This is a genomic window from Paraclostridium dentum, from assembly GCF_048568265.1.
Classification (GTDB): domain Bacteria; phylum Bacillota; class Clostridia; order Peptostreptococcales; family Peptostreptococcaceae; genus Paraclostridium; species Paraclostridium dentum.
Window position 1 is genome coordinate 336,456 of sequence record NZ_CP183813.1, and the last position, 25,409, is coordinate 361,864.

At 27.7% G+C, this 25,409-nt stretch carries 12 protein-coding genes; 10 read left to right on the forward strand and 2 right to left on the reverse strand.

All coding sequences use genetic code 11. The features are described from left to right. Positions 1–148 precede the first annotated feature (148 nt). The 5 genes from ACN6I1_RS01495 to mprF all read left to right on the forward strand — a co-directional run bounded on the left by ACN6I1_RS01495 (position 149) and on the right by mprF (position 7,895). Positions 149–649, forward strand: coding sequence for a thioredoxin family protein (locus tag ACN6I1_RS01495; RefSeq protein ID WP_419742487.1), 501 nt, complete (start codon positions 149–151; stop codon positions 647–649). A gap of 117 nt (positions 650–766) precedes the next feature. Then, complete coding sequence (locus tag ACN6I1_RS01500) at positions 767–2,827, forward strand: sigma-54 interaction domain-containing protein (RefSeq protein WP_419742488.1); 2,061 nt, start codon at positions 767–769, stop codon at positions 2,825–2,827. Positions 2,828–2,962: 135 nt separating this feature from the next. Then, positions 2,963–3,745, forward strand: a complete 783-nt coding sequence (locus ACN6I1_RS01505; RefSeq protein ID WP_419742489.1) for a GH25 family lysozyme — start codon at positions 2,963–2,965, stop codon at positions 3,743–3,745. Between the two features lie 185 nt (positions 3,746–3,930). After that, the gene (locus ACN6I1_RS01510) at positions 3,931–5,061 is read left to right on the forward strand and encodes a DUF975 family protein (RefSeq protein WP_419742490.1); all 1,131 of its coding nucleotides are present in this window, start codon (positions 3,931–3,933) and stop codon (positions 5,059–5,061) included. Positions 5,062–5,303: 242 nt separating this feature from the next. Beyond that, the gene (mprF, locus tag ACN6I1_RS01515) at positions 5,304–7,895 is read left to right on the forward strand and encodes a bifunctional lysylphosphatidylglycerol flippase/synthetase MprF (protein WP_419742491.1); all 2,592 of its coding nucleotides are present in this window, start codon (positions 5,304–5,306) and stop codon (positions 7,893–7,895) included. 44 nt (positions 7,896–7,939) lie between these two features. On the opposite strand, the gene ACN6I1_RS01520 is transcribed toward mprF, so the two are convergent. Beyond that, a complete protein-coding gene (locus ACN6I1_RS01520) occupies positions 7,940–8,767 on the reverse strand; it encodes a Cof-type HAD-IIB family hydrolase (protein WP_419742492.1) in 828 nt (275 codons plus the stop codon). A 409-nt stretch (positions 8,768–9,176) separates the two neighbouring features. Between ACN6I1_RS01520 and ACN6I1_RS01525 the strand changes: the two genes are divergently transcribed. The 4 genes from ACN6I1_RS01525 (at position 9,177) to ACN6I1_RS01540 (ending at position 13,568) form a co-directional block, all read left to right on the forward strand. Then, positions 9,177–10,349: a MalY/PatB family protein gene (locus ACN6I1_RS01525; protein WP_419742493.1), complete on the forward strand. Its 1,173-nt coding sequence runs from the start codon at positions 9,177–9,179 to the stop codon at positions 10,347–10,349. Between the two features lie 104 nt (positions 10,350–10,453). Next, positions 10,454–11,890, forward strand: coding sequence for a Na+/H+ antiporter NhaC (gene nhaC, locus ACN6I1_RS01530; protein WP_021430281.1), 1,437 nt, complete (start codon positions 10,454–10,456; stop codon positions 11,888–11,890). Between the two features lie 191 nt (positions 11,891–12,081). Next, entirely contained in the window at positions 12,082–12,582 is a 501-nt protein-coding gene (locus ACN6I1_RS01535) for a hypothetical protein (protein ID WP_419742494.1), read from the forward strand. A 47-nt stretch (positions 12,583–12,629) separates the two neighbouring features. After that, a complete protein-coding gene (locus tag ACN6I1_RS01540) occupies positions 12,630–13,568 on the forward strand; it encodes a DUF11 domain-containing protein (protein WP_419742495.1) in 939 nt (312 codons plus the stop codon). A 41-nt stretch (positions 13,569–13,609) separates the two neighbouring features. Here ACN6I1_RS01540 and ACN6I1_RS01545 read toward each other — a convergent pair whose 3' ends face one another. Next, a complete protein-coding gene (locus ACN6I1_RS01545) occupies positions 13,610–17,044 on the reverse strand; it encodes an isopeptide-forming domain-containing fimbrial protein (protein ID WP_419742496.1) in 3,435 nt (1,144 codons plus the stop codon). Positions 17,045–17,235: 191 nt separating this feature from the next. On the opposite strand from ACN6I1_RS01545, the gene ACN6I1_RS01550 reads away from it, so the two are divergent. After that, a complete protein-coding gene (locus tag ACN6I1_RS01550; protein WP_419742497.1) occupies positions 17,236–25,317 on the forward strand; it encodes a hypothetical protein in 8,082 nt (2,693 codons plus the stop codon). The last annotated feature ends 92 nt before the right edge of the window (positions 25,318–25,409 follow it).

Genomic DNA, 25,409 nt, shown 5'->3' on the forward strand with positions numbered 1-25,409 from the left:
TAGTTTCTATAAATTAAAAATTTATAGAATGTGATATTTTCAGTGGGTTGAAGCTTATAAATTAGATTTAATGTAAAACTTCAAAAACTGGCACAGTAATTGCTCTATATTAATAGTACAAAAACTATATATTGGAGGATTTATTAATATGGAAATGAACATCAAAGAGTTATTTGAAGTAGGAGTAAGTTTTGAATCAGCTGTAGGATTAGGAACGAAAGAAGAAAGAGCTAGAGTAGTAAAAAATACTTCTCGTATTAACTTGCCAAATGATTTAATAGAAGAGGTTAAAAACTTTGATAAACAAATAAACTTTTTAGTTTCAGGTGAAATCTTTTGTCCAGATTTCCAACTTAATGTAAGTGTAGTTAAAAGACTTTGCGATTTAAATCAAAATTTCAATATTTCAGTAATAAGTATAACAAGAGGTAAAAAGTTTTTAGCCCCTATTTTAAAAATTGAAAATTATAAAGCTCCTACAATTGCAGTTTTAGGTAAAGACATGAATGTTTTAGGGGTATTCGAAGAAACTCCTAAAGTTGTTTCAGCAATTGGTAATTTTGAAGAAATTAAATTAAATTATTTTAAAGGAGAGTACTTAATTGATACAGCAAAAGAGATTGTTGATTATATAAAAAAATGTAATTAAAAACATAGTAAAGAGAGATAAAGTTAATTTATCTCTCTTTACTATGTTTTGCAATTTATATATGATATTGTTATAATTTATTTAATGATTATAGACTATTAGATATGAGGGATAAAAATGAAAAAAAGAGAATTAGCTATAGTAACTTTAAAAAAAGATGCAGGAGAAATATATGCAAATCAAATAAATTATTTTTTAGGAGACAGTATAAAGATAAACCTGTATTCTTTTGAAGAGGGCGGATTTACTTTCTTTGAAGAAAAACTAATTCTTCTTTCTGTAAATTTAAAATATGAAGAAATCTTGAAGATGTGCAATCCAGATGCACAGATAATCATACCTAATTTAACTTTTGAAAAATCAAGTTTTGAAAAAATATGCAAGATAAATAAAAATGAAACTGTATTTGTTTATAATTTATCAAAAAGTATGGCATTAGAAACAATAGCAATTATATATAGATTAGGTGTAGACATACCAAATCTTATACCTTGCTATCCTGAGATGAAAAAGATACCAGAAAGCTCAATAGTTCTTACACCAGGAGAAAAATTAAATATAGAAGCTAAAAATTGCAAAATTATAGATTTAGAATATAGAATAATAGATTTAAGTTCCATTGCAGATATAGCTATGAAGCTCAATTTAGAAAGTCTTATTCAAGAGGATTTAGTAAAAAAATTTATGGATAAGATTGTTCCAATTAGCTATATAACAGAAAAGCTTTTAGTAACCCAAACTAAACTAGAAAATCAATTTGATTTTTTATTATCTGCAATTGATGATGGAATTATTGGAGTTAGTAATGAGGGGATAGTGCAGTTTTATAGTCATGTAGCCAGAGAAATATTATCTATCAATGGAAATGAAATGATAGGGAAATATATAGGGGAATATGTAAAATCTCTAGACTTTGATCAAATAATTAAAAAAGAAGTTCCGTATTTTCAAAAACTTATTAAAGTAAATAATATAGATATAAACATGGAGGTTAAATACACACACATAAGTGTTTTTAATGGATTTATAATAAAAGTATCTAAATTCCATCAAGCTGAAAAAAAACAAGCAAAGTTAAGGGCGCAGTTAATGAGCTCAGGAAATGTAAGCAAATATAATTTTGACGATATAATTGGGTGTAGTGACTCTATAAAAAATACAAAAAAAATTGCATATAAAATGGCCCAATCTGATTCATCAATTCTTATAATTGGTGAAAGTGGTACGGGTAAAGAGTTATTTGCACAATCTATACATAGTGCGTCAAGACGAAGTCAAGGACCGTTTGTAGCTGTAAACTGTAGCACTTTTCAAGAAGGATTATTACAAAGTGAACTTTTCGGATATGATGAAGGTGCATTTACAGGAGCTAGAAAAGGTGGAAAAATTGGATTGTTTGAATTAGCTAATAAAGGGACTATATTTTTAGATGAAATAGGAGAAATGGACTTGAACTCTCAAGCTACACTTCTTAGAGTAATTCAAGAAAAACAAATTAGAAGAGTTGGTTCAGATAAGATTATAGATGTGGATATAAGAATTATAGCAGCTACTAATAGAGATTTAAAAAAGCTAGTATGCGAAAATAAATTTAGAAAAGATTTATTTTATCGATTAAATGTATTGCCATTAAAAATTGCACCACTTAGAAATCGAAATGAAGATGTATTTTTAATTTTCGAATCATTTAAGAAAAATCTTGATGTAAAATTTAGCCTTTCGAACGAACTTGTTGAGGTTTTTAAAACATATAGCTGGGAAGGGAATATAAGAGAATTAAGAAATTTAGTAGAGTATTGTTCATATTTAGATAAAAGTATAATAGAAGTATATGATTTACCTGAGTATATGTTAGAGTCAATAAAACATAAAAATTATTGCTTAGAATTATCAAATAAAAATAATATTAAAGACATATCCAATTTAAAAAGAGATTTAAGAGATTATATATTTGTATTAGAAAAAATAAATAACGCATATGTTTTAAAACAGAGAATTGGAAGAAGAAAAATATATGAATATGCGTTAGAAGAAAAAATATTTTTAACAGAACAACAAATTAGAAGTATATTAATAGAATTGCAAGAGTTTGGATTTGTAAAAATTTTATCTGGACGAGGTGGATCGGTAATAACAGAAAAAGGAATTCTATTTTTAGAAGAAAATAAAAGGGTTTGATAGATGAGTAGTACAGTCTATCAAACTTTTTTATTTTATAAATTATTTTAATGTAAAGGAACATAAAAAAAATTTTTGAATATTATATAGATTAGGGGGACTTTACTTGGGAAAATTTCAAAGAGGAGGTTTCTTATGAATAAATTAAAAGGTATTGATGTTAGCCATTGGACAGGCTATATAAACTTTAAAGATGTTTTTAATAGTGGAATTCAAGTTGTTTATATAAAAGCAACAGAAGGGACTAATTATATAGATCCTAGGTTTAGAGATTACTATAATGAAGCAAGAGCAGAAGGACTAAAGATAGGTTTTTATCATTTTTTTAATCCTGTAAATTCTGGAACACCTAAAGCACAAGCTCAACATTTTGTAAGTACAATAAAGGAATTAAAATGCGATTGCAAGCTAGTTTTAGATTTAGAAAAAACAGGAGGACTAAGCAAATCAAAACTATCTAGACAGGCAATAGAGTTTTTGGAGGAAGTTAAGATTTTAAGCGGATTGGATGTAGGTATTTACACATATACTAATTTTGCTCAAAACAATTTAGATTCAGAATCTGGATTAGGAAAATATCCTTTGTGGATAGCGCAATACGGAACTAATAAGCCTGAGAGCAATCCTATATGGGGAGAAAATTATGCTGGATGGCAATATTCTGAATCAGGTATAGTTAGAGGAATAGAAAGTAAAACAGATCTAGATATATTTACTGAACAAATATTATTAAATAAAGATAAAGAGGTAGATAGTGCTAGTAAAAAATCTGAAAATATTTATTACACAGTAAAAAGTGGAGATACTTTAAGTAAGATAGCTCATATGTATAATACTACCTATCAATATTTAGCAAATATTAATAACATACCTGATCCAAACTTAATATATCCAGGACAAAAAATTAGAATAAATTAAAGGAATTTCGAGATATTACCATAATATTTATGGTAATATCTTTTTTTAAAATATAAAAAAAGACATGAAAAATAAATTTTAGATAAGTTTTTATATTTGTAGGAATGTTGTAACTAAAGTTAAGCATAAAATATATATAATTTATAATAAATAGATTATATAGCAACAAATCAGGGGGGAATAAAATGAGTAAAAGTGAATTAAGGGTGGATATGAAAGCAGAAGCTAGGAGACAGTTAGCTGATAATAAAATAGATATTACCATAGCTACTGTATTAGTTGGAATGATTACGTTTATACCACAGTTTTTAAGTGAAGAAATTTTCACATCGTATAGAATGACACTAGTTATAAGTATTATATCGATGCTTGTGTCTACTCCGTTAGTAGTAGGATTAAATATAGTATCTTTAGATTGTATAAAAGGGGAGAAAATCAAAGCAAAAGATATATTAAAAGGATTTAATATATTATACCAATCATATGGATCTATATTACTTCAGATGGCTATAACTTTTATTATGACTGCTCCTTTTGTAGCTATACCCATATTTTTAGTAAAAGATAGTCACACAAGATTAACTATGATTGCATTTATAAGTAGTATGTCAAATTTATTTTTCTCTATAATTTTTTCACAACTTCAATACATTGTTGCAGATAAGCAAGATATTTCATTAATTGAAGCTATTAAAAAATCTATCAGTATTATTAAAAATTATATTTGGGACTATATATTACTTTCATTAAGTTTTATTGGATGGATGCTTTTAGTTGGATTTACATTTGGGATAGCATATATTTGGGTAGGACCTTATATTCAGTTAACATTTACAAATTTTTATGACTATATAAAGAAAGATGAGTTGGACACGTATGAAAAATCAAAATATAGAAGTCTAAAATCAGGGCTATTAGTAGGTATTTTATTATGTGCATATATGACAATAGAAGCAAATATATCTCAAAGGGTACTTACACCGCATATTATAAAAAAAATTGTAGAAGACAATGATTTAAGACTTATAAGTTTTGATGAAGAGAAGAATTATTACATATCTGAAGAAGAAAGTATAGCGTATAAAATTGAACCTAATTATAATAACTTAAGTGATTTAAGTAAATATACAGTGGTTGTGAAAAAACATCCATTAGATTCTAAAAAAGGAGATAAAGTTAATTCTACAGTTATGTATATAATAGTAGATGAAGATAAGTTATTGGGGATAAGTTGTGAACCAAATGGTCCAGATAAAAAAATAGAATCATATAATCCGATTCCAGGTAAATTCGATATAAAAGGAAATAAATTATAAAATAAAAGGTCGCATGTAAATTACATTTATATGACGACCTTTTATTTTGATGCAAATAAGTAATAATTTCTAAAGAAAAAATTAAGAAATATCACTTAAAAAAATTAAGAATTAAGAATTAATATGTTTAATATATAGATTATTTTACAGTAATGTTACATATACATAACAAATTTGTAATAAAGCAAAAAAGCGTAAGGTAATGTGGTAGACTTGATAAAGTAAAATAAATTAGAGAGGTGATGGTTATCAAAACAAATAAAAATAGACTAATACTAGGATTAAAAATATTATTCGTAGTAATTATTTTAGGAATAACAGCTAAAGAGTCAGCTAATATTATTAGCGGATTTAACATCGAAACATTTTATACTTATGCAGATCAGCTTACATTAGGAAATATACTTATTATTATTTCGCTGGGCATAATTTCATATATACCTTTAACTTTTTATGATTTTATAATCAAGAAGAGAGTTGGAATAAACTTAGATAATAAAAAATTATATAAATACTCATGGATTGCCAGTTCTGTATCTAGTATTGTTGGATTTGGAGGAAGCAGTGCTATTGCTTTAAAAAGTCATTTTTACAATCCCTATGTTAAAGACAAAAAACATTTAGCAAAAGAGGTATCTAAAGTAGTAGCTTTAAATCTAACTGGCTTTTCAATGACATGCTTTATATATCTAATAATGATGAAATTTAATCTTGGTAAAATTAGTATCACAAATGTGTTAACGATATGCATAAGTATGTATTTACCGATTTTAACATTGATTTTAGTTGGAAGATATATAAAGTATAAAAATGAGGTAAGAAGAGATGTTATAGATACATTTAAAATAATAGGAATATCATTATTAGAATGGATTACAACTATAACTTTAGTTTATTCAATAGTGATAATATTAGGAGAAAATATATCGATAGTACAATTTTTCCCAATATTTGTAGCTGCTATAGCTGTAGCAATAATAAGTATGTCTCCAGGTGGGGTAGGTACATTTGATTTAACTTTACTAACAGGGCTTAATGCTCTAGGCGTTGCATCAGAGAAGGTAATATTAACTATATTTTTATATAGATTAACTTACTATATAATACCATTACTTATAGGAGCATTATTATATATATCTGAACTTTGGACCAAAGTAGATAAACATAAAAAGTATTTAGTTTCAATAGTATCATCAAAATTTGCTCATTATGGACTAATTATATTAGTATTTTCTGCGGGATTATTACTTTTAGCATCACAAGCTATACCTGGTATGGTAGAGAGAATACATGTAGTGAATCAAATTTTAGGATTTAAAATTACATGTATGTCAGGTGGATTTTCTATTATAATTGGATTTTTATTAATTGCTATGTCTAGAGTAATAAGCTTTAAATCTAAAAATGTATATAAGATAACTATGGCATTAGTTATAATTGGAATTCTTGTATCTTTAATTATTAGGTTTGAATATCAGGTTAGTATATATCTAATTATTGTGGGAGTAGTATTAAAAATTAGTAAAAATCAATTTTATAGAGATGGATTTGTAATGAGATGGGGAGATATATTAAAAAATACATTAATATTATTATTTTTCCAAGGATTATATATATATGTAGCTTATAATAACACTCATTTAAAAGTTTCTAGTAACTCCATATTTAATTTAAGTAATTACCATACTTTTGAACAAGTAAGTAAGTTTGGAGTAATAAGTACTATTGGATTTTTAATTGCAGTAGCGTTTTTAGTTATTTTATATTACTTAAATAAAAAGAATGACTTTGAAAAAGTTAAACTATATCAGTGTAAAGATAAAGTAGACAATATATTAAAAAAATATAATGGAAGTTCTGTGATTCACTTTGTAAATTTAAATGATAAATTTGTATATATGAATAAAGATGAAGATGTTATGCTTCAATATCAAGTATATGCAAATAAGTTAGTAGTTCTTGGGAACCTTGTAGGTGATGATAGCAAGTTCTTTGAATCGATCCAAGAATTTTACGAAATGTCTGATAGATACGGATATATACCTGTGTTTACAGCAATAGATGAAAAGATGATACCTCATTTACATGAAACTGGATATGAATTTATTAAATTAGGTGAAGAAGCGTCTGTAAACTTAGAAGAGTTTACGTTAGAAGGACGTAAAATGAAAAGTGTAAGAAATGCACTTTCTAGAGTTGAAAAAGAAGGGTATACATTTGAAATGGTATATCCGCCATTTAGTAAAAGTTTTCTTGAAGAAATTAAAAATGTTTCTGATGAATGGCTTGAAGGAAGACCAGAAAAAGGATTCTCTGTTGGATTCTTTGATGAAGAATATTTAAGTTTAGATGCTATTGCTATAGTAAAAAATAAAGATGGTGAAATTAAAGGATTTACAAATTTAATGCCTATGTATGATGGCAATAAAACATTATCTATAGATTTAATGCGTTTCTCAAAAGATAGTTGCAATGGGATAATGGATTTTATATTTGTAAATTTATTTAAATATGGGATAGAGCACGGATATTCAAGATTTAATATGGGAATGGCACCTTTATCTAATGTGGGAAGATCTAAATATTCATTTTTAAGAGAAAAAATGGCAGCTAAAATTTATTCTCATGGACAATATTTTTACTCTTTTGAAGGACTAAAGAGATTTAAAGAAAAGTATTGTGAGTCTTGGGATGGAAGATATATGGCTTATAAAAAAAGAACTTCTCTTGTATTTACAATGATTCAAGTTATAATGCTAGTATCTAATGGGAAAAATTACAGATATGAAAGTTGTAACCATGACAGTGAAGCATTAAAACAAGAGTTAGCATAAGTTTGTTAAATAAAAAAACACTATTTAAAATAGTGTTTTTTTATTTAACTTAAAACAAATTTTTCTATAGCTTTAGCTACTCCAGATTCTGTATTTGGAAGAGTTACATATTGGGAAGATTGTTTTACTATATCTATAGCATTACCCATAGCTACTCCTATTCCTGCATATTCAATCATAGATAAATCGTTTTCACTATCACCTATGCACATAACTTCATCTCTTTTTAAATTAAAATACTTTGCAAGTTGGGCTACAGCCTCTCCTTTAGAACTTCCTTTTTTCATTATCTCAAAATTATCATCCCAAGAAGAAACAATTTCAAGTTCGGGGTTTAATTGTTTTAATTCTTTTTTCACTTTCATTAAATTCGATATATTATTTTTCTCTATACAAACACCTTTTAATAATTGATTTGGATATAATTTAAAAGCATTATCTATATTATCAATAACTTCGAATTTGATTTTTTCTTCATCTTTAAGACGTTTGTTTAAAACTTTATATATATGATTATCTGGAAGTTCCGTTGTAGAAACTATACCAAAATTACCAGTTAAGTAAGATAATAATCCATACTGTTTTGTAAGACTTAAAAAGTCTTTTATCTCATTAGAACTTAATGGATTATTATATATAGTTTCACCATTACTTCCACCAATAAATGCTCCATTTGAAGCTATGATAGGAGTTTTTAAACCTATTTCATCAGAATATAATTTTGCACAATTATAAACTCTACCAGTAGTTATAGCTACGTGGACATCTCTAGAAACAGCTTCTTTTATAGCTCTTTTATTCTCTTCTGATACATTTTGTTGATCCATTAGAAGAGTTCCATCCATATCTATGCATATTAATTTTATAGCCATTTCAAATTCCTTCTTTCGATATTTTAAATGTATTTATTACAATTAATATTATATTACTTTGAAATGAAGATGTTAAATAGTAAAATCATATGATAATTATAGTAAAAACTTATAATTATAAATTTTGAAAATAATGTAAAGTGAAAATTAAAAAAGAGGGTTAATGGGTTGAATTATTCAACCTATTGACCCTCTTTTGATTTATTTATTACAAATTCAAAAACAAATTTTAAAACTTATATAAATAATATTAAAATGAATGAAAAATATATTAACTAATATATTTGTTATTACATTGAAATTTCAATGAATTCATTTTTAATCTGAAAATGAAATTTAGATTAAAAATATTTGGCATAGATATTGCTTATACATTTAAGTATAAAGAATTTATTGGAGGTAGTAAATAATGAATTATAATTTTGATACTATAATTGATAGAAGTAACAACTTTGCAGCTAAATGGTCAGAAATGGATAAGAAATATGGAACAAATGATCTTATTCCTATGTGGGTTGCAGATATGGATTTTAAAGCAGCTCCATGCATAATAGATGCTTTAAGAAACAGATTAGAACAAGGAATTTATGGATACACAACTAGACCAAATTCGTACAATGAATCAATAGTAAATTGGGTATCTAGAAGATTTGGATGGAACATAAAAAGTGAATGGCTAGTTTTTAGTCCAGGAGTTATTCCTGCAATCAGTATATTAATACAAGAACTTACTAATGAAGGGGACAAGATAATGATACAAGAACCAGTATACAGTCCTTTCAATAGTGTAGTAAAAGATAATAAAAGAGAATTAGTTATAAGCCCTTTAAAGAAATTAGAAGATGAAAATTATGTTATGGACTATGAAGATATCGAAGCTAAGATAAAAGATGTAAAAATATTTATACTTTGTAATCCTCATAACCCAGTGGGTAGAGTTTGGACAAAAGAAGAACTAAAGCAATTAGGGGATATATGTATTAAACACAATGTAAAAGTTATATCAGATGAGATACATAGTGATATAATTTTCAAAGGTCATAAACATATACCTTTTGCATCAATATGTAAGGAATTTGAACAAAACAGTATTACTTGTATGGCTCCTACAAAAACGTTCAATATAGCAGGACTTCAAATGTCTCAAGTTATACTTCCTAATGAAGATGATTACAAAGCACTAGACTCAGCTTTTGCAAGAATAGATATTAGAAGAAACAATGCATTTAGTTTAGTTGCAACAGAAGCCGCATATAACCATGGAGAAGAATGGTTAACAGATTTTATAGATTACTTAGAAGCTAATATGGATTTTGCTGTTAATTATATTGAGAAAAACATGCCTAAGTTAAAGGTGAGAAAACCACAAGGAACTTACTTATTATGGGTAGATTTTAGCGAACTTGGATTAAGTGATGATGAAGTTGCTAAATTTTTAGTAGAAAATGCTAAAGTTGCATTAAACAATGGACCTTCATTTGGTATAGGTGGACAAGGGTATCAAAGAATAAATTTAGCTTGCCCTAGGTCTATGGTTGAAGAAGCTTTAACAAGAATAAAAAATGCTATAGATTCATTATAAAAAACTTAGACCTCAAAATTATATAAGACTTATTTTGAGGTCTAAATTTTAAAATTCATGAAAACGATACCAAAAAACTAATTAAAGAGAAAGGAAGTTTCCCCATGTGTAAAAATGTTGAAAAAAAGAAACCTACATTTAGATTTGCAGTTTTAGTTATGCTTGCGATTATATCTTTGACTACAGTTGGAATGGTTGTATTTAAGGCATCTATAACAACTATGTTTTTATTATCATGGCTAATCGTTGTTCCAGCAGCTATGAAATTAGGTTATACGAATAGTGAAATTGAAGAATTTGGATTTTCTGTGGGAAAAGATGCATTTCAGTCTAACTTAATTATATTATCGGTTGGAGTATTAATTGCTACATGGATAGCAGCAGGAACAATCCCGACGATTGTATATAGTGGGCTTACGATAATAACACCTAAATATTTTTTACTAACAGCATTAATAGTATGTTCTCTTACATCTATAGCAACAGGTACATCATGGGGAACTTTAGGAACTTCAGGTATTGCTCTAATGAGCATAGGTACAAGTATGGGAGTTCCAGCTGGACTTACAGCAGGGGCTATTATATCAGGTGCATTCTTTGGAGATAAAATATCTCCATTATCAGATTCTACAAATTTAGCTGCAGCTGTCTGTAAGACGGATGTAATAACTCACATAAAACATATGATGTACACTACTGTACCATCATATATAATATGTATAATTTTGTACACTGTAATTGGATTTAAATATGCAAACAATACAATCGATTATAATCAAATCAACGAAGTTATAAATGTTTTAAAAGCTAATTTTAATATAGGGTTTATTGCTTTACTACCAATAATCTTTTTACTTATATTGCTTTTATTACAAAAACCACCAATAGTATCAATATTAGCTTCTGCTATTCTTGGTGGAGTTATAGCAGTTTTCCAAGAAGGAGAAAAAATAGGAGATTTACTAAACTATATGCTAAATGGATACTCTGTAGATACAGGACTTGAATATGCAGACAAACTACTAAATCGTGGTGGAATGATGAGTATGGCAGAAACTGTATTACTAGTATTTATAGTTTTTGTTATAGCAGGGATACTTCAAAAAACTGGATTCTTAGAAGTTTTACTACAACCTATGATTGAAAAAATTGGGAACTCTAGAACTAAGTTAGTAGGAGCAACATTTATAACTAGTTATTTTGCAAATGCATTTAGTTCTTCGATGATGTTCACATCTGTATTTGTAGGAACTGTTATGTCACCTTTGTATAAAGAATTTAAGTTAAAACCAGAAAATTTATCTAGAATAATAGAAGATACGGCAACTCTTGGCGGACCATTAATTCCATGGAATTCAAATGCAATATTTTGTAGTCAAACATTAGGGGTAAGCCCATTTGATTTTATACCTTATTGTTTTTTAAGTTGGATAACTCCAATCATTTCATTTACTTATGGAGTAACCGGATTTTCTATGAAAAAGTATACAGATGAAGAACTTAATGAAATTAGAGAACTTGAAGTTGCGGATAACATATAGAAATTTATAATTATCTAAATTTAAATAAAAAAAGAAGAGAAGAATATTCTCTTCTTTTTTTATTTTCAAGAGAAGTTAAATTTTATATTTTAATATGATAGTTATTTAAAGCAACAAGTTTACATATTATTTAATATATTGGATAAAAAGGATATTAAAAAATTTAATATAAATATTATGGAGAATATTATATGGAAGTAAATTTTAAAAAAATGAATTGTAAATTATCTTGTTTTGAAGAAATGCCGCCTTTAGAGTATTTTAAGCAATTAAACGTATATCAAAATTTACATTTAAGTAGTAAAAACTTAGATATTTCAAATATAGAAAACACAAATCCAAAAATAGAAATATACTCAACTAAAATAATTGATACTAAAATAACTGAAAGTATAAAAGGTACATCTCTAGAGGGTCAACATTTAAGTGGTAAAAATCTTATCGTAGTAGGTAATATAAATATGAGTTTGATATTAGAATGCAGTACTAAAGGTAAAAAAAATAAAAGTGCTAAAAAGAGAGAAATTATTAACTTTAATATGCCTTTTAGTACAGTTATTGTAATACCAGAAGATATATGTACAACAAACACAATAAATTTAAGGTATTTGATTGAAGATATAACAGTTGCTAAAATTAGTTTAAATCAAGTTTTAGTAAGTGTTACTATGTTAATACAATATATAGATTGATACAAATTTATTAAAATGTAACTATACAAAGTAGAAAAGGTGATTCAATGAGGGTTGTCAATGAATGTAGAGTTGATTTTAAATATAGATTAACTCAAGATAGTCCATTAGTGACGAGAACAAATTTTAGCAATGTAGTATCAACGGAAATAATAAAAGATATGTTGAACGTAGAAAAGTTTGTAGATAAAAAATGCACATATGCATTTGATATATTAACTTATAGTATAGTTATAACTAATACAAGTAATTTTACAATTACGAATGTATTTTTTAAAGATAAAATACCAAAAGGAACTGTTTTTATAGAAAACTCAGTAAAAGTGGACGACATCAAAAAAAGGTGTTTAAGACCTGATAATGGTTTTTATATAAATAAAATTAATTATAGAAGTAGTGTAATCATAAGATTTAAGGTTATAGTTTTACCTCAATGTTTTACACAATCAATAATTAACTTTTCAACTATCCAGCAAAATCATATATTAAATATAGAGGAAGCACCTGTTAAATTAAATATTGATAGTAACATTGTAAGTAGTGAATTTAAGTCAAAAGTATTTAAACAAATAAACATATGTGAGATCATAAGGTTAAAAAAAAATATTACTAAAATCTTAAAATATGAGGTTAATGTAAAAGTATTAGGTTCAAAAATAGTAGATAGTCCAATCAATAGAACAAATCAAAAAAATAGATCTAACATGTGCAACTTAGTTGTTATTGGAGCTATAGAGTATAAAATACATTTTTTATCTGGAAACAAAGAAAACAATAATGTTAATATAATTAGATATCAATTTGGATTTTCATCGTACTTAATGACACCTATAGGAATTGCATACATAAGAAATAAAAATATAAAAGTTAATGTGAATTATGCTTCAGCAAATTTAATAAATAAAAACTTAATAGTTACTAGCACAAACTTATATATGTATTTTGAAAATAATTTAAACAAAAATAAAAAGTTAAATCCCTTATAAAAGATTAAAAAGTAGTCTTAATATAAGGGATTTTCTTTACTTTAAAAACTTGGATCTATATTTAATACAGTTTGTTCAGGGTAAGGATTAGTAACTGATTTAGCGGTTACTATAAAATCATATCTAGTTCCAAGTGGATTATTTAAAGGAATTAAAGCATTTATTTGAATAACCTTACTTGTATTAGGGGCTAAATTTGACATTATAGGCAATGTTTGTTGGTATAGTGTATTTTTTGGAACATCAGCTATTTTAACATTATCTATATACAGTGTGTATGGTATTCCTACTTTCTGTATTATCAATGTGAAATCATCATAACCGCCACCTGTGTTTTTGAAGTAGTCTAATATAACAGCAGTATTACCAGGCTGTGTAACTACAAATGAAGTAGAATCATTTATCTTGGTTAATGGATCTGGAGTAAGTGATACACCCGGAGCTAAAGTACAAGTTATTATATTACTTTTTTCACCACTGTAAACTTTTGAAGGTGATATATCATTATAGTAAGATACAGCTGTTGCTTGAGTAGCTATAGAAGTACCAGCTCTAAGTGTTGATTGAGGAACTACCGTAAAGTATACATATCCAGTTGTAGAAGCATCTAATTGAGGGATAGATATAATAATTTTCTTTGAAGTTGAGTTGTAAGTAGCTGTACAAAATACTGCTGTATTTACTTCATAGAATAAAAAGTTTCCACTTATAGGTATATCTATAGTTCCATTTACAAGTTTAATAGAACTATTATTTTGGAATGTTAATTTAAACTGCATTACTGAGTTTATATTTATATTTGCATTTTGATTATATACTGTAGAATTTGATTTATCTGTTGCAGTTAAATTTAAAACTAAATTAGGATGATTTATAGTTACAGTTAAACTTTTACTAACACTAGAAAAACTTCCTCCTTGAATTTGTTGATATAAACATTGAACAGTATTAGATTGAGTTGATGTTGTCGCATTTAAACTTTTATTTGCATTGGTAATTTTACACACCATAGTATAATTGATTGTTTGCGAAGAGTTTCTAGCATCCACAGTGCCCTCGCTAGGGAAGGTTACTATATTAGAGGAAACTGTTGGAGTAATAGGAATATTGTTTCTTGTAGTAGGTCCTACATAAGATTGACCGCCACTTGGTAGAGTATCTTTTAGATAGAGACCATAAGCAATAGTTCCTTGAGGAACAGTTACTCCTATTAAATAAGTTATATTAGATCCAACTTTAAATAAATCTGATATATTAGTTTTTGAAAGTGATATAGATAATGAAGATAAAGTTATAGATGCAGTTTTTGTAAGGTTAGAGTACTGATAATTTGAAGAACCTTCCTCATAAACTTGCGAGTAAGGATTTGTATTAGTAGCTGTAGTTGTTATGTTAACTCCAGGAGCTAATATAGAGCTTATTGTAACCTTATAAGTTAAGGTTAAGGATTGACCAGGAGCTAACTTACTTATACTTACAACTATATTATTATTTTGTATATTTATAGAAGAATAACTTCCTGAACCACTAACTTTTAAGCTACTTGAGTCAAGTGTAAACCATGATGATAAAGTATCACTAAGTGTAAAGTTAAATGCATCTGTTTCAGTTCCTAAATTATTAGTATTAGATATAGTAACTGAGTAGGTATAAACTTCATTTGATTTGATAGCATTTTTATTAGGGCCATTTATAGATTTAGTTAGTTGTAAATTTGGAGTACCTATATTAAAGTTTACTTGAGCTCTGTTACTATAAGCATATCCATATGTGTTTATTCCTTTTAACTTCATTAGGTTTGCATTTTGTGTAGATGAACCTAGTTGAGCTATTGGAACTTTAAAGTTAATTGTAGCGGATGACAACCCTGGAATGTCACCATAATAAAAGTCTACGCCATGAGGACTTATAAGTTTAGGAGAACTAATTGGATTATATCCTGTGTATACATAATTTAAGTTATTTATAGGGTCTGCTGAAAGAGGGAAAAAATCATCAATATAAACTTCTTTTTGAATAGCTTTTAAGTTAGAAGCATTGTATGATAATAAATATTCAGCTAAATCCCCTGGAGCTAGAGTATTTATATTTTTAGGAGTTCCATTTTTATAGTAGCCTTTTACAAATTGCTTTGTTATAGAGCCTACACTGATACTAGAAGATACACTAGAACTATCGGTTACTGTAGATAATGGACCAATAAGTATACCTGATATATTGGTAGTAGCTAAAAATGGATCAGATGCAACTACTGGAAGATTTAAAGATTGACTATCTTTTTTATATCTATAGTAACTATCAACTTTTGCAGATATAGTTACAGTTTTAGTTGAATTTTGAGTAGCTAAGCTAAAGTTATAAGTTAAATTAAATCCTTTAAGTATTGGATCATCAACAACAGATGTAGGCGTTGAGGAACTAGAAATATAATATATTCCATCTGGTAAAAAATAATTAACAACTATATTTTGAATATTATAATACTGACCAACTTTATATACATAAGTATATGTTACAGTACTTTGAACATCTACTAAACTTTTACTTGTAGACGTAGTAATAATTAAATCCATAGCAGAAAATCTAGTATTACTATCTGAGCTTGAAACAACAAGTGGATCAGCTGAGTTCATATTTATAAGCATATTTAATTGGGTTCCATGAATTATAAAATTGCCTTGATTATTATTATATTGATTCCAAACAGCATAATTAAAATTTAAAGTTGTGGTACCACTTACGGATAAATTAATATTTCCATAATAAATTTGAGTATAAATTTTACCATTTATACTTATTACGCTTATAGTAGGATTTATAAATTTAGAAGAATCTGTGCCTGATACACTAATATTTCCAATATATCTAATTCCATCTTCTAATAAAATAGATATATTTACTAGTGATGTAGAAGTAGAATTATTATAAAACTTACAAGTTGCAGTATTAACTTGAGTATAATCATTTAAATAAGCTGAAGTACCTGCTCCTTTTAATACTTTACCTGCAGTAGAAATAGTGCTATAAAATCTCACTGTTTTAAACGTCATATCTATCTGTTGCGTTATAACTTCATTCCCTATATCATAAATTCCTCTTGGCATAGTATCAACTTGGCAAGAAACAGTGATTCCTGAAAATGTGTAGTCAAAAGGGATTGTTGTTCCATTTTTAAACTTAGTATTACATTTTACAGTGATAGAAAAAGTATAATCAACTTCAAGAGGTGCTAAATCCTTTAAATTAATCCAAGAGTAAGTAATACTATTATCTGCATTAGTAACACTAGATGTTTGGGTTATAGTTGAGCTAGAAAGCACCATACCATCAGGTAGTTTTAAAAATAAACCTAAATTATATAACCTTTGAGATGGGCTTAAATTTTTAATTTTTATATTAAATGTAGATGTATTGCCGACCAAGATAGGTATATTTTGGGTTTTATCAATAGTCATACTCAGTATATTTGAAGACATGAAATCACTCCTTTTAATAAAATATATTCAATCTAAATACTTTGTGATACGACAAATTATTTAAAAAAGAAAATTAAAGTTAAATATAGATAAAATATGCAACTAAAAAGGGCAATATCAATAGTATATATGAGGGTTATTTTAAAGTTATTAAACCTTACAAGTATAAAAGAAAATTAGGAGGAGATATTGTGTCGTTAACACCTAGATTTACAGCTATAGATAAAGCTGTATTAGTGGCCACAGGAAATAGCTTTGTAGTATGCGGTAGTACTACAGCTACAGGAGTAAATACATCTGATATGATAAAACCAGACGGAGGTACAACAAGAGATTGGGCAGAAGCTGGAAGTACAGCAAGTTTAAATATATTATCAAATAGTACAATATTATATGCAGAACTTTTATGGTATTCTACTGTAAAGAGTAATGTACAAGGTGCACAAGATCTTAGAAGTATACAAGACAATTCAATAACTTTTACAACATCAAAAGGAAGCTATCAAATTTCACCTCAATATACGGATACAAATACAGGTACATCAGGAACTGTAGACAGATATAGAGCGGCAGATGTAACATCATATATACAAAATTCTTTATCAGGAAATTATACCGTATCAAACGTACCAATAAGTGTTCCAGACACTGGTTTAAGTAACAGTAGAGGTGGATGGACACTTTCAGTAGTTTATAGAAATGACAGTTTACCACCTCAAAAGGTAATATACTTATCAGGAATATCAGTAGCAAAACCGGGATCTCCTTTACAAACGACTATTTCAGGATTTACAACAAGTTCAGATATTTCAAAACTTAAAGGAAGTGCATTCATATCATGTGCAAATGGGGAGCCTATAAATGGTAATGACTTTACTTACGCAGGCCCTTCTTTTGCAGAGCTTAGCAATATAGGTAATTCAGTAAACAGTCCTAATCCAAATCCTGGAACAACACCAAACAATCCTGGAAACAACTTTTTCTCAGGATTAATAAATGTAGTTGATTCATTAAATATAAATAATGGATTATTAAATATAAATGGAACTAATGGAAATAACAATCATGATGGATTTGTTCCTACTCAAAAACTAGGAGCTAGAAATAAATGGGATATAACTAATGTAGATATAACTAAAACTTTAATACCAAATCAAACATTATTAGCAGGTCAAGTAAACTCAGCAGAGACTGGAGATGGGGTACAGCTTTTAGCGGTTGGAACACAATTAAATGTTAATGCTCCTAATATGATAGCAAAATTAGATGCATATGATATAGATGGCGATGGAGAGTATAATATACAAGTTGGAGAGCCATTAGTATATGCATTAAGCATAAAAAACGACGGGGCAGTGGATGCTAACAATGTTATTATATCTGCTAATTTAGACTCAAGTACATCATTTATTCCTGGATCTGTAACTATAAATGAAGTTTCATATCCAACAGCAAATATATCAGCTGGAATAAATTTAGGAACTATACCAGCAAAGGGTGTTAAAAATGTATTATTTACAGTTAGAGTAGACTCAGTGCCAAATGGAGGTTTACTTCATCAAAATGTAAATTATAATTATCAATTTATATCAGGTGTGGATAATATAACAAATTATGCAACTACAAACACTATAGAAGTAATTGTTCAAGATGGATTATTGTCAATTTTAAAATCTTCATCAAAATCAACAGCAGTTGTTGGAGATAATATAACTTATACAGTTGATATAAAAAATATTGGAACAGAAATAGCTCAAAATTTATTTTTCCAAGATAAAATAGACTTAAATTGTTCATTTATAGATGGAAGTGTAATTATTGATGGAACAGAATATACAGAATATAACCCGATAGATGGAATAGTACTGCCAAATTTACCTGTAGGATCATCTACCAAAATAATTTTTCAATGTAGAGTAAACTCACTACCAGCTTCTACTAAAGTATATAATAATTCATGTATTTCATTTGGATATATATTTAATCAGTATGGATATTTAAGAGAAAAAACTATATTTAGCAATACTATATCTACAACGATTCAGTATGTGGAAGTAATAGGAGAAAGATGCAATAATAATAATTATCCAAAAGTAGGAGATACGGTAACTTATACATTGAGCTTAACTAATACAGGTAATATAAATGCAAATAATGTTCAAGTATTAGAGCCAACTATACCAGGAGCAACTTTTGTAAATGGAAGTGTCAAGATAAATGGAGAAATAGAGTCAACTCTGAATCCATTTAATGGATTTGATTTGCCTGATCCAATTCAACCTAAAGAAACAACTGATGTAGAATATAAAGTTTTAATAAATGAAATTAATCCAGCTAACTTAATAGAAAATATAGCACAAGTTCCATTTAAGTATCAAATATCTACTGAGACCGGTGTTATACAATCAGAGAAAGACTCTAATAAAGTAGATACAATTGCAAATTATACATGTATGAATATAGTAGAGAGTGTTGATAAAGATTATGCAACTGTAAATGATATTTTATACTACAAAGTTGTGATAACTAATAATGGCAACATAAGCTCTACAAATACAGTATTTTTATCTAATATACAATCAGAAACTTCATTTATTACAGGTTCAGTTACTATAAATGGAATAGCATATCCTTCATACAATCCAAATCAAGGATTTACATTAGGGGCTATTTGTGCGGGAGAAACTGTAGAAGTTTTATATCAAGTTAGAGTAAATTCAGTTCCTAATCCAAATATAGTTTATAATCAATCAGATTTAGTATATAGCTACAAACCTGATCCTAATGGAAATATTTTAACAAATACAATTTATAGCAACATTGTTCAAACAATAATAAATAAAGCATCATATACAGTAACAAAATCTGTGGATAAAGCATATGCACAACCTGGAGATTATGTAGTTTACACAACTGTAATTCAAAATACAGGAAATGTAGATTTAACAAATATTAAATTTGTAGATTATTTAGGAGTATATTTATCTTTCTATGAAGGAAGTTTATATGTAAATGGAATAAATTATCCAAATTATAATCCAAACACACAAATCCCAATAGATAATTTACACCCTGGAGACACTGCAACAATAGTATTTGGAGCTACTATACTTGGAAATACTCCTGTTGGATATATACCAAATACTTCAGAAGTTACACTTAGCTATAAAGAGACTCCATATAGTCCTACGGTAAGCAAAACGGTATATTCAAATACTGTGAAAACTTATGATCCATATGCTCAAATAGACATTGTAAAAATTGTAGATAAATCATATGCAGGAGTAGGTGAAAATTTAACTTATTCATTTACACTTGAGAATAATGGAAGTGCAAGTGCGAATAATGTAATTTTCTCAGATATACTTCAATCTCAAACATCTTTTGTTTCAGAATCAGTTTATGTAAATGGAGTAAACAAACCAAATTATAACCCTGAGTCTGGATTTAACTTAGGTACTATTAATATAGGTCAGGTTGTAAATATTGAGTTTAAAGTTAAGGTAGATAGTTTACCAAATCCTAATATTATTAAAAATAGCGCAACAGCATCGTATAGTTACTATGTAGACCCGAATCAACAACCAATATCCAAAACGTCAACAAGTAACACAGTAACTACTATAATAAATTCATATTCAGCAACTTTAACTAAATTAGTAAATAAATCATATGCAGTTGTAGGAGACGTACTTGATTATGAAGTTGTAGCAAGTAATACAGGAACAATACCACTAACAAATGTAACTTTAAAAGATTTAATCCCAAGTGGAGCAACGTTTGTAGATGGAACTGTATTTGTAGATGGAATTAATAAACCAAGTGCAAATCCTAATAATGGATTTACAATAAGTGATGTTTTACCTGGAGGAAATGTTGTCGTAATGTTTAAAGCAACGGTAACTAGCGTTCCTAATCCTCCTCAAATTAATAATAGTGCAAGTATTAATTTTAAATATCAATTAAGTCCAACAAGTCCATATATTGATGGAACTTTAACTAGTAATACGACAACTACAAATATAAGAAATATAAATGTAACTAACACAAAGAGTGTAGATAAAACTTATTCAACAGTAGGAGATAAATTAACTTATACTTCTGTAATAACTAATAATAGTAATATAAATATAACAGATACTATGTTTACAGATTTAGTACCAAATAATACAACATTTGTAAGTGGTTCTGTAAAAATTGGATCTACAGCATATCCAGATTATGATCCTAATGTAGGATTTACATTAGATAGTATAACACCAGGATCATCAGTTACTGTTAAATTTGATGTTACTGTTGAATCTGTTCCGAACAATGGATATGTAACTAACACATCAAACATTAACTATTCATATAATATAGACCCAAATGGAAGCAGTATAGTAAGTAACACAACTAGTAATTCTGTAACAACTTATATAAGATTGGGAAATCTAACAGTTACAAAGGCAGCAGATAGAACTGTGGTTAGATTAAACAATATAATAACTTATAGCTTTGTTATATATAATACAGGAAATACTATATTAAAGAACTTAATGTTTACAGATATGATTCAAGAAGAGTCTGTATTTAATAGTGGATCAGTATATGTAAATGGAGTAAATAAACCAAACTATAATCCAGAAACTGGATTTAGTTTAGATGATATAGATATAGGTCATCAAACTACTGTTAGCTTCAGTGTTACAACAGAGCAATTACCACTAGATAATAAATTACTGAATAAAGCTAGTGTTCAATATTCTTACTATGTAGATCCTAATGGAAGTCTTACTACTAAGTCAAAAGACTCAAACACAACTACTGTTTATGTGTATGACACTATAGTATCTGCAAATAAATCAGTTGATAAGAGTATTGCAAAATTAGGAGATACTTTAAACTTTAGTATAGATATAACTAATGATGGAAATGTTCCTGCTGAATTCATTGAATTCATAGATAACTTAGATACACATTTAAAATTTGTAAAAGACTCAGTATATATAAATGGGCAACAAAAAATTGGATATGACCCAAATAATGGGTTCTCATTAGATGATATAGAACCGGATACAACAACTACAGTAACTTTCAAAGCTACAATAGATAGTAGACCTTTAGATAATACTATTTATAACTTTGCTACTATAAATTACAAATATACAGTAGGAACTGAGTTAGTAAATGCAACCATAAATACAAATACAACAATGACATTTGTTGCAGTTGGAGAATTAACACTTACAAAATCAGTAAATACAAATTATGCTACAGTTGGAGATAATATAAGCTATTCAGTAATTATAAAAAATACTGGATCAGTTAACGCAACTAATTTAACATTTACAGATTTAATGCCAAATGCAACTTCCTTTAATAATGGAACAGTGGTAGTAGATGGAACACCTGAACCAACTTTCAATCCTGTTGATGGATTTGTATTAAGTGATTTAACACCAAATCAATATCATGTAGTATCATTTAGTATTCATGTAGATTCATTACCTCAAAGCGGAAAAGTAGAAAATACTGCAGATGTAGAATTCACTTATAAATTAACACCAACTGATAATCCAGTTACAATAACATCTACTTCTAATAAAGTTACTACTTTTATCAATTTAGGGTTATTAAACCTTACAAAATCAGTAGATAAGATGTATGCAACTATAAATGATATATTAACGTATACAATAAATATAGTAAATCAAGGAAATGCAACTTGTTCAAATGTTATATTTAAAGATTTAGTTCAAATAGATGCAAGCTTTGTAAGTGAATCTGTTTATGTAAATGGAGAAAATAAACCAGATTATGATCCTAATGTAGGATTTAGTTTAACCGATATAATCGGATATGGAAATGCAACAGTTAGTTTCAAGGTTAAAGTAAATAGTATACCTTCTGGAGACTATACTTTATACAATACTGCTACAACAAATTATAGTTATAAGATAGACCCAGATAAGACTCCAGTATCAAAACAATCAACAAGTAACACTGTAAGTACTATTATAAATGTAGGTTCATTAAATGCAACAAAATCAGTTAGTAAATCATACGCAACAATTGGAGATGTATTAACATATACAGTTAATATATTGAACAATGGAAATGTAATTGCTAATAATGTGAACTTTAGAGATGTTATACCAACAGGATTAACTTTTGTTACAGATTCTGTAACTATAAATGGAGTATCAAAACCTGGATTTAATCCATATTCAAGCTTTACTTTAGGAGATATAATATCAGGAGATACAGTGGTAGTTAAATTTGATGCAACTGTAAGCGCATTGCCTACACCTTCATTAATTAGTAATATAGCTAGCTTAACATTTGCATATAAAATAGATCCTAATGGAAGTGATTTATATGGGCAAACAAATTCTAACAAGGCAGATACTCAAATAAACTTAGGTTCACTGAATTTGACTAAGACTGTAAATAAAAACTATGCAACAACAGGAGATACAATAATATATACAGTAGTTGTAACTAATAATGGAAATGTAAATGTAACTGATGTAATTTTCACAGATAATTTACAATCAGATGTAACATTTAATACAGGATCAGTTAAAATAGATGGAGATATTTATGAAGATTATGATCCTAATCAAGGATTTAGTTTAGGAACTATAGAACCGTTGGCTAGTATAACTGTTTCATTTACTGCTACTGTAATACAACAACCGACACATGACTCAGTACTAAACTATGCAGTAGGAACATTTAATTATAAGGTTAACCCTAGTGGTCAAAATTATAGTAAATCATCAATTTCAAACACAGTGTATACCATTATAATTTATCCTAAGTTAAGTATGGCTAAGTCTGTAAATAAACTATATGCGACTTTACAGGATACATTAAATTATAATGTATTAGTTAAAAATGATGGAAATACAACTATATCTAACTTAGCATTTGCAGATACATTATCAAATGGAGCTATATTTAAGGCAGGAACAGTAACAGTAGATGGTATTAGTTACCCTGATTATGATCCAATAGCAGGATTTAACTTACCAAATAATCTTATAGCAGGAAACACATCTTTAGTGCAATTTAATGCAACTGTAAACTCTGTACCAACACCACCTCAAGTAACAAACTATGCTGCTTCAAATGGTGTTTATAAAGTAGACCCACAAGGAGGAAACTACCCTATATCAGCAACATCTAATACAGTAACAACTAATATTAATGTAGGTAGTTTATCTAATACAAAATCAGTAGATAAGTTATATGCAAAAGTAAATGATACTATAACGTATACTTCAACTATTATTAATACAGGAAATGTAAATGCAACTAGCCTAAGATTTGCCGATTTATTACAATCAGAATTAAGTTATGTATTAGGAACTGTAAGAATAAACAATGTATTATATCCAGCATTAGATCCAACTTTAGGATTTGATTTATCAGATTTAGCTCCTAATCAAACAGTAACAGTTACTTTTGATACTAAGATAAATTCTTTACCAGTGCCAGATTATGTAACAAATACTTCTCAAATACAATTTAGTTATAAGATAGATCCTAGCGGTACAGTAGCGACTAAAACTCAAACAAGTAATTTAGTAACAACTAATGTAGTTTTAGGAAAACTTAATGTAGTTAAAACTGTAGATAAAGCAATAGCTACAATAGGAGATATATTAAACTATACTATAACTCTTACAAATGTAGGAAATGTTATAGATAATGAAGTTTTATTCCAAGATACTCCATCTACAGGTGCTCAGTTTAAAACAGGTTCTGTAATTGTAAATGGAGAAAGTAAACCAGGGTATGACCCTACAGTTGGATTTAGTATAGGGGATATAGGAATAGGAAATGTTGTAATAGTTCAATTTAGTGCAACTGTGACTTCAGTTCCTGCTTCTAATAAGGTAACTAACCAGGCTGTTATACCATTTAAATATTTAGTAGATCCAAAACAGCCTCCATATAGTGATACAGCTTACTCAAATACAGTAACTACTAATATCGCTTATGGTAATTTAAATGTAACTAAGTCTGTAAATAAAAAATATGCGACTATAGGTGAAAAATTAACTTATACAATTACAATTGAAAATGTAGGAAATATAAATGCTACAGATGTAGTATTTGTAGACTATACTCCTCATAATTCTATATTTGTATTAGGAACTGTAACTGTAAATGGTGTTCCTCATCCAGATTACAACCCATCAGCAGGATTTAATTTAAATACTATGGTTCCTGGTCAAATTATAACTGTTGTATATCAAGTTCAAGTAATAGATTTATGTTAATATAAATTATTTTAATCTCGAAGTTATTAATAACTTCGAGATTTTCTTTTTATTTGTGTTTATATGAAATAAGTTTTAGTTTAGAATATAGT

What these genes read in the sequence shown, in the direction of transcription:
- ACN6I1_RS01495 (WP_419742487.1), top strand. Translation starts at nt 149, where the DNA reads ATGGAAATGAACATCAAAGAGTTATTTGAAGTAGGAGTAAGTTTTGAA.
- ACN6I1_RS01500 (WP_419742488.1), top strand. Translation starts at nt 767, where the DNA reads ATGAAAAAAAGAGAATTAGCTATAGTAACTTTAAAAAAAGATGCAGGA.
- ACN6I1_RS01505 (WP_419742489.1), top strand. Translation starts at nt 2,963, where the DNA reads ATGAATAAATTAAAAGGTATTGATGTTAGCCATTGGACAGGCTATATA.
- ACN6I1_RS01510 (WP_419742490.1), top strand. Translation starts at nt 3,931, where the DNA reads ATGAGTAAAAGTGAATTAAGGGTGGATATGAAAGCAGAAGCTAGGAGA.
- mprF (WP_419742491.1), top strand. Translation starts at nt 5,304, where the DNA reads ATGGTTATCAAAACAAATAAAAATAGACTAATACTAGGATTAAAAATA.
- ACN6I1_RS01520 (WP_419742492.1), bottom strand. Translation starts at nt 8,767, where the DNA reads ATGGCTATAAAATTAATATGCATAGATATGGATGGAACTCTTCTAATG.
- ACN6I1_RS01525 (WP_419742493.1), top strand. Translation starts at nt 9,177, where the DNA reads ATGAATTATAATTTTGATACTATAATTGATAGAAGTAACAACTTTGCA.
- nhaC (WP_021430281.1), top strand. Translation starts at nt 10,454, where the DNA reads ATGTGTAAAAATGTTGAAAAAAAGAAACCTACATTTAGATTTGCAGTT.
- ACN6I1_RS01535 (WP_419742494.1), top strand. Translation starts at nt 12,082, where the DNA reads ATGGAAGTAAATTTTAAAAAAATGAATTGTAAATTATCTTGTTTTGAA.
- ACN6I1_RS01540 (WP_419742495.1), top strand. Translation starts at nt 12,630, where the DNA reads ATGAGGGTTGTCAATGAATGTAGAGTTGATTTTAAATATAGATTAACT.
- ACN6I1_RS01545 (WP_419742496.1), bottom strand. Translation starts at nt 17,044, where the DNA reads ATGTCTTCAAATATACTGAGTATGACTATTGATAAAACCCAAAATATA.